This window comes from Ruegeria sp. CL3, from assembly GCF_056536505.1.
Genome location: NZ_JBQFPT010000006.1, coordinates 174,440 through 186,292, shown reverse-complemented (window position 1 = coordinate 186,292; position 11,853 = coordinate 174,440). Strand labels below are relative to the sequence as shown.

General features: G+C 60.7%; 11 protein-coding genes. 5 read left to right on the top strand and 6 right to left on the bottom strand.

Annotated elements, in window-relative coordinates:
* Positions 1-2: 2 nt before the first annotated feature.
* From ACR0NO_RS10935 to ACR0NO_RS10925, 3 genes are read right to left on the bottom strand one after another with little or no spacing between them, the layout of a single operon-like run.
* On the bottom strand, positions 3-1,241 hold the full coding sequence (locus ACR0NO_RS10935; RefSeq protein ID WP_480723954.1) for an NAD(P)/FAD-dependent oxidoreductase: 1,239 nt from the start codon (positions 1,239-1,241) through the stop codon (positions 3-5).
* A 12-nt stretch (positions 1,242-1,253) separates the two neighbouring features.
* Entirely contained in the window at positions 1,254-2,267 is a 1,014-nt protein-coding gene (locus ACR0NO_RS10930) for an Ldh family oxidoreductase (protein WP_480723953.1), read from the bottom strand.
* 57 nt (positions 2,268-2,324) lie between these two features.
* Positions 2,325-4,778: a GcvT family protein gene (locus ACR0NO_RS10925; protein ID WP_480723952.1), complete on the bottom strand. Its 2,454-nt coding sequence runs from the start codon at positions 4,776-4,778 to the stop codon at positions 2,325-2,327.
* A 357-nt stretch (positions 4,779-5,135) separates the two neighbouring features.
* Between ACR0NO_RS10925 and ACR0NO_RS10920 the strand changes: the two genes are divergently transcribed.
* Both ACR0NO_RS10920 and ACR0NO_RS10915 read left to right on the top strand, forming a co-directional pair.
* On the top strand, positions 5,136-6,851 hold the full coding sequence (locus tag ACR0NO_RS10920; RefSeq protein ID WP_480723951.1) for a tetratricopeptide repeat protein: 1,716 nt from the start codon (positions 5,136-5,138) through the stop codon (positions 6,849-6,851).
* The gene (locus ACR0NO_RS10915) at positions 6,841-7,662 is read left to right on the top strand and encodes a 4-(cytidine 5'-diphospho)-2-C-methyl-D-erythritol kinase (RefSeq protein WP_480723950.1); all 822 of its coding nucleotides are present in this window, start codon (positions 6,841-6,843) and stop codon (positions 7,660-7,662) included. Before ACR0NO_RS10920 ends, ACR0NO_RS10915 begins: the two co-directional genes overlap by 11 nt.
* On the opposite strand, the gene ACR0NO_RS10910 is transcribed toward ACR0NO_RS10915, so the two are convergent.
* Complete coding sequence (locus ACR0NO_RS10910) at positions 7,655-8,653, bottom strand: polyprenyl synthetase family protein (protein WP_480723949.1); 999 nt, start codon at positions 8,651-8,653, stop codon at positions 7,655-7,657. The genes ACR0NO_RS10915 and ACR0NO_RS10910 overlap by 8 nt on opposite strands.
* 56 nt (positions 8,654-8,709) lie before the next feature.
* Between ACR0NO_RS10910 and ACR0NO_RS10905 the strand changes: the two genes are divergently transcribed.
* From ACR0NO_RS10905 to ACR0NO_RS10895, 3 genes are all read left to right on the top strand, one after another.
* Positions 8,710-8,925 carry a putative signal transducing protein gene (locus tag ACR0NO_RS10905; RefSeq protein ID WP_058273563.1) on the top strand — a complete coding sequence of 72 codons (216 nt, stop codon included), beginning with the start codon at positions 8,710-8,712 and terminating at the stop codon, positions 8,923-8,925.
* Positions 8,922-9,701, top strand: a complete 780-nt coding sequence (locus ACR0NO_RS10900) for a tRNA1(Val) (adenine(37)-N6)-methyltransferase (RefSeq protein WP_480723948.1) — start codon at positions 8,922-8,924, stop codon at positions 9,699-9,701. The genes ACR0NO_RS10905 and ACR0NO_RS10900 overlap by 4 nt, the downstream gene beginning before the upstream one ends.
* Positions 9,702-9,816: 115 nt before the next feature.
* Positions 9,817-9,981 carry a YdcH family protein gene (locus ACR0NO_RS10895; RefSeq protein WP_170379030.1) on the top strand — a complete coding sequence of 55 codons (165 nt, stop codon included), beginning with the start codon at positions 9,817-9,819 and terminating at the stop codon, positions 9,979-9,981.
* Here ACR0NO_RS10895 and yddG read toward each other — a convergent pair.
* Together yddG and ACR0NO_RS10885 are read right to left on the bottom strand one after the other, a co-directional pair.
* Positions 9,978-10,844, bottom strand: a complete 867-nt coding sequence (gene yddG, locus ACR0NO_RS10890) for an aromatic amino acid exporter YddG (protein WP_480723947.1) — start codon at positions 10,842-10,844, stop codon at positions 9,978-9,980. The genes ACR0NO_RS10895 and yddG overlap by 4 nt on opposite strands.
* Positions 10,841-11,788 (bottom strand): transcriptional regulator GcvA, encoded by a 948-nt coding sequence (locus tag ACR0NO_RS10885; RefSeq protein WP_170767125.1) that lies wholly within the window; start codon positions 11,786-11,788, stop codon positions 10,841-10,843. Before ACR0NO_RS10885 ends, yddG begins: the two co-directional genes overlap by 4 nt.
* Positions 11,789-11,853 lie beyond the last annotated feature (65 nt).

Genomic DNA, 11,853 nt, shown 5'->3' with positions numbered 1-11,853 from the left:
CCCTAGAACCGGTCCGGGCTGAAGGCCTTAATATCGATTGAGGGCGCGCGGCCTGCGATCTCATCCTTCACCAGCCGCGCGGTCGTGGCCCCAAGCGTCAGGCCCAACTGTCCATGGCCGGTGGCGAAGGTGACATTCGCCAATCGACCGCTGCGGCCGATGATGGGCCGGGTGTCCGGAGTGAAAGGACGTCGCCCCATGCGGCGCTCGGCCTTGTCCGTTCCAAGCCCCGGCAACACGCGTTTTGCGCGTTTGACCAGAATATCGGCGCGGTTCCAGTTGGGTTTCGCGTCGGCGTCCGCGAACTCGATGGTTCCAGCCACCGCCAGAGCGTCCTCATACGGTGTGATCCCGAACCCGCCCTTGGCGTAGAACACGGTGTGGGCTAGGTCGACACCGCTGTCAGGCAGGGCGGTGGAGTAGCCGATCACCCCTTCCAACTGGATTGGCACGCCCAAATCCCGCGCCAAGCCGCGTGAGTGTGTGCCCGCCGCCAGCACGAACTCGTCCGCGGTCAGAACCTGACCGTCTGCAAGGCGCACGCCCTGAATTTTGCGACCGTTGTGTTGGAACGCCTCGGCCTCGCCTGTGAAGACTGTGCCTCCTCGGCTGGCAAAGGCCTGATGCAGGGCTTCGACCAGGCGCTTGGGCTCGGTCACGAAGCTCCAGTCATGCAGCAGGGCGGCGTGTTTGAAATCGGGCGCGATGGCCGGATCAATCTCATGCGCTGCGGGGCCGGGGATGTCTTCGATCGAACAGCCCAGCTCTAGGGCCAGATCAAAGGCGGCGGCCATGGTGGCGCGGTCGCTGTCATCGTCGAAAAGTTTGATCACCGGCTTTTCGACCAGCAACTCGGGCCGACCGATATCGGCCAATTGCGCCTTGAAATCATCGGTGGCGACAAAGGTCAGCCGCGCCAAATCCGCCGCGATGGCCCGCATCCGCGTCCGACGCGCATTTGCGGTGAAGCGCGCGAACCAGGGCAGGACCCGCAGCGCCGAGGACGGACGCAGCGCCAAGGGCGCCTCGGGGTCCAACAGCCAGCCCGGCACCTTCATCAGCATGCCCGGCTGCGACAGCGGTACGATCTCACCGATGGCGATACAGCCGCATGAGGCCCAGCTGGCCCCTTCACCCACGGGTCCGGGTTCGACAACCGAAGCCGCGTGCCCATCGGCCTGTAATGCCAGCGCGCAGGAGATACCCACGACGCCCCCGCCGATCACAACCACCTTTGCCATTGGTCCGGGCCGTTACTGTAAGTCTTGCAACTGCGACAGCAATTCGGTGCTGACGTTGACGCCTCCGGCCTGGGACGCGGCGCGGTTTTTCAGCCGCCCGTCACCGGGGATGCGTGCGGTTCCGTTGCCTTCGATCTCGGCGCAGATGCGCGTGACATAGTCGTTGAAGGCGGCATTTCCGAACCGTGTCGGATCAATCGCGATGAGGGTCGCGCCGCCCTTGACGTTCAACGCGCCATGCGCCTCGCGCTCGGCATTGTCGACCGAGAGGGTGCCCCCGGCCAGCGCCGCGCCCATGACTTCGATCAGGAAGGCGATCGCCGCCCCTTTGTGTTCGCCAAAGGGCAACAGGCTGCGGGTTTCCAAAATGGCGTTGGGATCAGCGCTGGGCTGGCCGTCAGGGGCCAGACCTGCAGGGCGAGGCAGGTCATGCCCTTCGGCGGCGGCCATGCGGATATCCATCAACGCAACCGTCGAGGACGCCTGGTCCCAAACGATGGGCTCTATGCCGTCACGCGGGCAGGCAAACGACATTGGGTTGGTGCCAAAGACTGGGCGCACACCGCCCTGAGGCACCACCATCGACAGCGAGTTGACGACAGCCAAAGCCACCAACCCCGCCTCGGCCAGCGGTTCGGTATCAAAGCGCAACGCGCCAAGGTGGTGACTGTTGGCACATGTAAAGGCAGCGATCCCGTTTTCACGGGCCATCGCAATCAGCTCGTCCCGGGCTGCGGCTGCGGCGATCTGGTAGTACCCGTTGTCCGCATCGCCGCGCAGGACACCCGGCGCGATACGCTCGAACGTAGGGTGTGCGGCGGGGTTGGCATAGCCCGAGGTAAAGCTCTGCGCGTAGACCGGCAGCATGCGCAAACCGTGGCTGCGCGGGCCGTCACGTTCGGACTTCACGACGATCTCAGCGATCATGTCGCTGCCCGGATCATCCATGCCCGCAGCCACAAGGACGGATTTCGCCAACTCCCTAACCTCTTGGAGTGAGAACGTTTTCGTCGAGATATCGGTCATTTGCAAAATCCTGTCCTTGTGTTCGTGAAAGAGGTCGCAAGCCCCCTTTTTTTCGTATCAGGCGCGTGCGCGAGCGCTGGAGGGATCAACGGCGCAGGTGTCGATGACCTCGGCCTCGCGCATCTCGTTATGGACCAGCACCTGCATTCTGGTGCCCGGTGCCGTCATGTTCTGCGGCACCAGCGCCATCGCGATGTCGTGATTGCAATAATATGAGAACCCGCCCGAGGTGACACGCCCGATCAGTTTGCCGTCGGCATAGACGCCTTCGTCAAACATCACCGACGTATCGCAATAGGGCAGTTTCAACGTGACCAGAGTGTTGTATCCGCCCGCGTCCTGCTGTTTCAGCAGAGCGGGTTTGCCGATGAAGTCTCGTTCAACTACTTGCCCGCCGATCTTCTCGGTTATTGCGACGAACCGGCCCAGATCGGCCTCATACGGGGTTAGGTCCTTGCAGATCTCACGGTTGATGGCACGGTAGGATTTCTCGAGCCGCATGGACTCCAGCGCCTCAAGACCGAACGGTTTCACGCCCGCCTTCAGCAACAGATCCACGAGATGACGGTTGTAGCCCGCCGGATGGTGCAGCTCCCATCCCAGCTCACCGGTGTAGGAGACGCGCAGCAGGTGAACGCCCTTGGCATAGCCGACTTCACCCATTTGCGCCGAAAGCCACGGGAAGGCCTCGTTCGACATATCATTGTCGGTCAGTTTCGACAGGATCTCGCGCGATTTCGGACCGGCCAGAGCGATCACGCCCAGCTGTTCCGAGATATCTTCCATCACGACTGAGCCGTCTTTGGGCAGCAGACGCTGCATCTGGTCCCAGTTATAGGCCTGCCAATTCGGGGTCGAGATCAGGTAGAAATCATCCTCGCCGTAGCGCACGATGGTGTATTCCGCATCCATCCCGCCCTTGTCATTCAGCATTAGCGACAGGGTCATGCGCCCTACCTTGGGCAGTTTGTTGGCCATCAGACCGTCCAGCCATCCGGCCGCACCCGGCCCGCGCACGGTGAATTTGGTCATCGGAGACATCTCGATGAAGCCCGCCTCTTCCCGCGTGCGGCGCACTTCTTCCTGTACCAACCCCATATGATCGGTGCGGCGGAAGGAGTGTTCGGGGATCGCCTCTTCGGGTGATTTGGCGAACCAGCGCGGGAATTCATAACCGTTGAAGCTGGTCCAGACGGCGCCATGTGCAGTCAACAGATCGTATGAGCCCGCGGTTTTCATCGGACGAGCGTCGGGGAAATCCTCACCGGGGATGTGCGCATCCATATGGGTGCCCCATGTCTCGCGCACCTTGTCCATGGTCCACCGTTTCGAGGCATAGTCCGAGAACCGGCGCGGATCGAGTTCCGACATATCCATACCCGGATCGCCATCCACGATCCATTTGGCCAGACGGTTCCCTACAGTACCGCCCCACAGGATACCGCCGGGCATCCCTTCGGCCAGCCACAGATTTTCGTGCCCCGGTGCGGGGCCAGCCAGAGGCAACTCGTCCGGGGTCATCTGGAACGGACCGCGGGTGTTGGCCTTGATGCCAACCTCGCCCAGCGTCGGAACCCGTTCGATGGCACGTTCCCACTGGGTTTCCACAGCATCGAAATCTTCGGGCAGAAGGTCGGCCCCGAAATCTGGTGGCACGCGGTCTTCGGCGAACAGCTTGAGGTCCTTGGTGAATTCATAGGGGCCAAACTGGATGCCGCCCACGTCCTCGCGCAGATAGGCGCCATAATCCTCGTCCCTCAGGATCGGGAATTCCGGCAGACCCTGTGCCTTGCGTTCTTTCAGCAGGGGCACCGTTTCGGTCGTCCAATATTGGTGAACGATGGGGATGCAGGGCAGGTCGAGACCCACACGCCGGGCATTTTCACGGGCGTAGTTGCCGGTGGCAAAGATCAGATGCTCGCACGTGATCTCACCCTCGTTGGTGGTCACTTTCCAGTGGCCGTTCTCGAGCTTTTCGTAAGCGGTGGCTTCGGTGTTCTGATAGACCTTGGCCCCGGCATCGCGCGCCAGCTTGGCCAGTGCCATGGTGATGTCGGCGGGATTCACATAGCCGTCTTCGGTATGCAGGATGCCGCCACGAATATCCGGGCTTTGGTTCAACAGAGGGTGCACCTCGGCAATCTCTTCCGGTGTCAGCAGCTTGCACGGCACCCCGGCGGCCTCGGCGATCGAGATATAGGACTGGAACTCATCCCAGCGCTTTTCGGTATTGGCGACGCGCAGCTGGCCCACTTTGCGAAGACCCACCGAGGCGCCCATCTTTTCCTCAACCTCGGAATAGATGCGGATGGTCTCCATGGTCATCTTCGACACGTTATGCGAGCGCACAAAGGTCACAAGCAGACCGGCGGCATGCCACGTGGACCCGGATGTCAGCGTTGTCCTTTCCAGCATCACCGCATCGGTGCAGCCATGCTCGGTCAGACCATAAAGGATCGAGGCGCCAACGCAGCCGCCCCCGACCACTACAACTTTCGCATGTGAATTCATCGTAGGTTCATACCGTGTCTGGTTTGCCAACAGTGTTTGGAAGCACCATTCCGTCAGTCGGTCTTTTGCGCAATCGCAAAAATATTTCACTCTGAATGAGTTGAAGTCACTCAAACCGAACATGTGCCTTATGAAACGCGAAAGGTACCCAAATCCTCCGCCAGGGTGAGCCAACCAAAAGCCCTATCGATGAGATGCCATTGAGTGTTGGACGACGCTCCTGCTTGATCCGTGCAACAGGGCGGCCAGTTCTTAGGCGAAAACCGGTGCAATGGCGGCGTCGTGAACCTTGAGCCATTGCCTCTTGCGGGCCGAGGCCCTAGCTTAACGTGCAGTCAACGATAGCAAGGCAGGATTTTGGTGGTTTCCCTGGTTCGTCGCGTGGCACTGGCCGCGCTGCTTTCATCCTCGGTCGCAATCCCGGCATTTTCGGATACCGGGTCCGGGGCCTATTTGGCCGGACGTCAGGCAATCTACGAAAACGACTATGCCGCCGCCGAAAGGTATTATGCGCAGGCGTTGCGGTCTGATCCGCAGAACGCATTGCTGTTGGAAAGCGTCGTCGTCGCGCGGCTGGCGCTGGGCGAAGTTGAGCGCGCACTGCCCATCGCCCAGACCATTGAAGAGAATGGCCTGCCGAGCCAAGCAGCCCGGATTGCCATCGCCGCAAACCTGATCGCGGAGGGCGATTGGGAGACCCTGCTGTCACGTGATCCTGAAACGCAGGGCGTGGGTCCATTGGTCGATGGGTTGATGATTGCCTGGGCCTATCTTGGTCAGGGTGAGATGACCAAGGCGATGGAGCAGTTCGACTCGGTTACAACCCAGGAAGGGTTGCGCGAGTTTGCCCTCTACCACAAAGCGATGGCTTTGGCGTCGATCGGTGATTTCGAAGGGGCTGAGGCGATTTTCGCGGCCGATGACGGGGTCGTGGCCCGGTTCACACGCCGCGCCGCGTTAGCCCGGACCGAGGTTCTGTCGCAGCTTGACCGGAATGAGGACGCTCTGACCTTCCTGGCTGATGTGTTTCAGGCCGGAAGCGATCCGTCGATCGCAGATTACACAAGCCGATTGTCTGATGGCGAAACGCTGCCCTTCACCCATGCAGGAACGGCGCAAGACGGCATGGCCGAGATCTTCTTTTCGGTGGGTGCCGCGTTGAATGACGAGGCCGCGCCGGACTACGTTCTGCTCTATGCTCGCACGGCCAGCTTCCTGCGGCCCGATCACGTCGACGCCCTTCTGATGAGCGCTGAGCTCCTGTCGGAACTCAACCAGCTTGATCTTGCGGTCGAAGCGTATCGCGCGGTTCCCAAGGACAGCACCGATCACCACGTGGCCGAACTGGGCCGGGCTGATGTTCTGGGGCAATCCGGCAAAACCGATGCGGCAGTTGAGGTTCTGCAATCGCTGGCTGCGGAAAAGCCTGAACTTCCCAGTGTCCATGTCGCTTTGGCCGATCTGCAGCGCCGCGAGGAAAACTATGCCGCCGCGGTTGATTCCTACAACACCGCAATTGATCTGGCGGAGGGCGTCTCGGCCGCGAATTGGTTCCTGCACTACGCGCGCGGGATTTCTCATGAGCGCCTCAAGCAATGGGATCAGGCCGAAGCCGATTTCCGTCGCGCGCTTGAGCTGAACCCGGATCAGCCGCAGGTTCTGAACTATCTGGGCTATTCGCTTGTCGAACGTCGCGAAAAACTCGATGAGGCGCTGGACATGATCGAACGCGCCGTCGCGGCTCGCCCCGACAGTGGTTATATCGTCGACAGCCTGGGCTGGGTCCTGTTCCGCCTTGGTCGCTATGACGAAGCGGTCGAGCATATGGAGCGCGCGGTTGAGCTGATGCCGGTGGATCCGGTGGTCAACGACCATTTGGGCGATGTCTACTGGGCCGTCGGACGCGCCCGCGAGGCTGAGTTCCAGTGGAAACGGGCCCTGTCCTTCGTTGATCCCGAAGACACCGATGGTGAGGCTGATCCCGAACGCATCCGACGCAAGCTTGAGGTCGGTCTGGATACGGTTCTGTCCGAAGAGGGCGCGGATCCGTTGAAGGTTGCCAATGGCAACTAGCGCCTTTGCGCCCGCCAAGGTCAATCTAACCCTGCATGTCACCGGTCAGCGCGCCGATGGCTATCATCTGTTGGATTCACTAGTGGCTTTTGCCGACATTGGCGATCAGCTGACGTTTGACCCGGGCGTAGGTATTTCGATCTCGGTGAGCGGAGAGCATGCCGACGGGGTTCCCACGGACAGCCGAAATCTCGTTTGGAAAGCGGCCGAGGGCGCCGGTTGGACGGGCCATGTCACGTTGAGCAAGGTGCTGCCTCATGGTGGAGGCATTGGCGGGGGGTCCTCGGACGCGGCGGCCATGCTGCGCCAAGCAGCGGCGCAGGGGCTTGATATCCCGCCACATCTTCCGACCGCGTTAGGGGCCGATATTCCGGTTTGCATGGTGGCCGAGGCTGCGCGGATGCGGGGGATTGGCGAGCAGGTGGACCGGATCGCTTTGCCCCAATTGCCTGCCCTGCTGGTCAATCCTGGGGTTGAGGTTTCGACCGGATCGGTCTTCGGCGCAATGGCGTCGCGGGACAATCCGGGATTGCCAGATCAAATCCCCTCATTCGCGGGCGTGGAAGACTGCGTCGCGTGGCTCTCGAACCAGAGAAACGACCTTGAACAGCCCGCCATAAGCCAGGCCCCGCAAATCGGGCGTGTGTTGGAGGAATTGGCGGACACAAGGGATGTGCTGCTGGCCCGAATGTCGGGGTCAGGGTCGACCTGTTTTGCGCTCTACCCGTCGATGAAGGCCGCGCATTTTGCAGCCTATGAGATCGGCGCGGCCCAGCCAGATTGGTGGTGCCGCGCAACGATGCTCAGTTAAGGCGCGAGACCACGTAGTCGGCCAGATCGCGCAGCAGAGTGCGGATTTCGTGATCAGGCAGAACCTCGAGCGAGGCTTTGGCCTTGTTCGCCCATCCCAGCGCGTCCAGACGGGTCGCCTCGAGCGTCTGGTATTTGTTCATAAGCCCAAGCGCATATTCCAGATCGCCGTCCTGCTGGCGGCCTTTCTCGATCGTGCGTTCCCAGAAGATACGCTCATCCGCTGTGGCCTGTGCAAAGGCTTTGATCACCGGCAGGGTCAGTTTACGCTCGCGGAAATCGTCACCCACATTCTTGCCTGTTGCCTTGCTATCGCCTTGATAATCCAAAAGATCGTCAGCGATTTGGAAGGCAATGCCCAGGGCATCGCCATAGTCGAACAGAGCTTTGACCTGCGCGTCTGAGGCTTCCGCAATCACGCCGCCAACCTCGGTCGCTGCGGAAAACAGGGCTGCGGTCTTGCCGCGTACGACCTGCAGATAGATGCTCTCATCCGTGTTCAAATCGGTGGCGGCGGTCATCTGCAGTACCTCGCCTTCGGCAATCGTTGCCGAGGCATTGGCGAGGATGTCCAGAACGCGCAGCGACCCTGTTTCAACCATCAGCTGGAAGCTGCGGGAAAACAGATAGTCGCCGACCAATACGCTGGATTTGTTGTCCCACAACAGGTTCGCCGTAGGCCGCCCGCGCCGCTGGGCGCTTTCGTCGACCACATCGTCATGCAACAGGGTCGCCGTGTGAATGAACTCAACCGTCGCGGCCAGACGCACGTGATGCTCGCCGGTATAGCCAAACAGCCGGGCCGCCGCCAATGTCAGCATCGGGCGCAGGCGTTTGCCGCCCGCTTCGACCAGATGGGCAGTCACCTCGGGGATACGGGGTGCGTGTTCGGACGCCATCCGGGTCCGGATCAGCGTATTCACCGCCTCCATTTCGCTGGTCAACATTTCGGCCAGCCGTTCGTGCGGCTTCGAGATTGTGCTGATGCCCATCACACTCCTGATACAAGGCTCGACTTTCGCCTTGCCTTGCCCTTACATCCATCCCCATGAAAGAACTATTGCGCAGCACCGATCCGACAATCCTGGCCTTTGCATCCGCTCTTCTTGAGGGCGAGGATATAGACTGCTTTCAGATGGACGTAAATATGAGCATCCTCGAAGGCGGTATCGGAATTTTTCCGCGACGCCTGATGGTACGGGCCGATGACCTGATCCGAGCGGAGCGTGTGATGCGCGACAACGAGATCCCGTTGGGGCGATGAGCGGGTTCAAGGAGGATGAGCTAAGCCGGAACGAATTCCTCGGCGGGCGGCTGCGTCTTTGGCAACCCGTGTCGGGCTATCGCGCAGGCGTAGACCCTGTTCTACTGGCGGCCAGCGTGCCTGCCACCAGCGGCCAATCGGTGCTGGAACTTGGCTGCGGGGCAGGCGCTGCAATCTTGTGTCTTGCGACACGGGTCCCGGGTTTGGACCTGTGCGGCGTAGAACTGCAAACGGCCTATGCGGATCTGGCCCTCCGCAATGCCGCCGATAACAATATGGTGTTAGAGGTCGTTTCGGCTGATCTGACCGAGCTGCCCTTCGATCTGAAGCAGCGCCAATTCGACCATGTCATCGCCAACCCGCCCTACTATCGCGCAGGCGCACACAGTGCAGCCATGGACCGAGGGCGCAATGTGGCTTTGGGGGAGCAGACGCCTCTGGGTGATTGGATTGATGTCGCGGCCAAACGGCTGGCCCCGCGCGGCTATCTGCACATGATCCAAAAGGCGGACCGCCTGCACGACATGCTGCTGGCCTGTCACGGACGTCTGGGCTCGGTCGAAGTGCTGCCGTTTGCGGCCCGCGCGGGGCGAGAGACCGAGCTTGTGATTCTACGGGCCCGAAAAGGCGGGCGGGCGGCGTTCCGGCTGCATGCGCCTATCATCCTGCATGCGGGTCAACGGCATGAGCGCGACGGTGACAGCTATACGCCGGAACTCTCGGATGTGCTGCGGCAAGGCGCGGCGTTGGGGCCGTTTCACGTCAATCGGCAATGACCAGCCGAATTTGCCGGATTTATCACTTTTTCTTCGCGTCTGCGGCGTGACAGGCTGGAAACGATATGCTCAACTTCTTACGTGACATATAGACACGTAAACAAGGAGGATCGCCATGAGCGTGAGCGCACATCTGACGGAACTGAAGAAAAAGCACGAATCTCTCGGTCTCGAAGTGGAACAAGCTCAACGCGCGCCAGGCATTGATGATCTTCATATCGCCCAGCTAAAGAAACAGAAGCTAAGGCTGAAGGAAGAGATCGAGCGCTTATCGACTTAACCTTTAAGACTGGCGCGCGCCGCAACCACGGCCCCGCCGGTGATCAAGACCGCCGCGATCGCCAATGTCCATGTCGGCATGGCGATCCCGGCAAGGACCAGAACCACGGTAGACAGTAAAGGTGCCGCGTAAGAGCTGGTGCCCAGCATCTGAATATCGCCCTGTTTGACCCCGATATCCCAGACATAGAACGCCAGACCGACCGGCCCCAGACCAAGGGCCAGTGTCGATATCCAGCTGAGTGTGGTGTCCGGCCAGACCGGTGCCTCAAGCGCGAAATGCAGGCCCCATGAGGCGATCGCCGTGAACACGCAGAACACAGCGACCGAGCTTGTTGGCGTTTCACCCAGTTTCCGCGACAACACGGAATAGCCCGACCATGTCAATGCACATAGGAATGCAAGCGCATAACCCGGCAAGTTGTCGGCTTGAAACCCGGCGCTGCCGCCTCCGGTGATGATCAGCGCAGCCCCGGCAAAGCCCAAGCACGCCCCGATCAGGTGGCCAGCGCGTAGATTTTCTCCGGGCAACAGGCCCGAGAACAGAACGATGAGCAGTGGCCAGAGATAGGCGATCAGCCCTGCCTCCGCCGCCGGGGCCATCCGCAGGGCCGAGAAGTACAAAGCGTGGTAGCCGAACAAGCCCACCGTTCCAAAGGCGTAGACTTTCCAGCTGATGCGGCTCAGCTGGGACAATCCACCCGATCGCCACGTCCAGACAAGCCCCAAAGTACCGCCGATACTGAAGCAGATTGCATTCAGCAGCAGCGGCGGTGTTGGGGTTGACCCGACTGTGAATAGTGCCAGCAGCGCCCAAAGCAAAACCGCAATGAAGCCGATGGCGGTGGCGCGTTGTCTGGTCATGTGGATGAGACGTCTTCTACAGGAACGATGGTGAATTCATCCGAGATATGAGCGGTTTTTTCAATCTCCGCAACAAACCAATCGCGAAATGCTGCGACCTGAGGCCGGTTTTCCGCTCCGGGCAGGCAGAGAAAGCGAAAGCGGCCTTTGGTCTCGATCGCGGTTTTAAACGGCGCGACCAGCCGCCCTTCCATCATGTCCTTGATGATCATCGCTCGTCGCCCCAAGGCCACGCCCACTCCAGCGACGGCCGCGTCAATCGCGTGGTCTGCGTTGGAAAAATGCGCCCCGTGGGTCGGCGTGAACTCGACGCCAACAGCGCGGAACCACGTCGGCCAATCCGCTGGAGGTTTTAGAAACGCAATCGAATCGTCATGAATCAGTGGCGCGTCACGCAGGCTTTCGGGCGTTGTGAACTCGGCGGCCAGTTCGGGCGTCATAACAGGGGTCAGCCATTCCTTGCGAACCGGCAGGCAATAGAGGCCATCATCCCCGCCGTAGCCAAACCGGATCGCGACATCCACGTCATCCCTCTCAAGGTCCATATTGCGCAGGGTGGCCGAAAATCTCAGGTCAATTTCGGGATGTGCGCGGGCAAAATCGTAAAGGCGCGGAGCTAGCCATTTGGCGGTCAGCGCTGGTCCGGCCGTCACGGTGAGGGTCGTGTTGTCCTGCAGTCTGCGTGTTGCGGCCCACGCGGCTTTGAGCGACGCAAACCCCTCGGCAGCCCCTGGGGCGAGCGCTTTTCCCGCCTCGGTTAGCTCGACCGCGCGATTCAGGCGGCGAAACAGCGGATGGCCCAAATGGTCCTCAAGCGACTTGATCTGGAAGGACAGCGCCGCGGGCGTGACGTTCAACTCTTCTGCGGCTTTGGCAAAGGACATGTGCCGCGCGGCAGCGTCAAAGGCGCGCAAAGCGGTGAGAGGGGGAAGGCGATCACTCATGTCACTTAAGTAATACTTATCTGAATGCTTGAAAACTCTCGTTTGTGCCTTTTTCAATCAAGGGT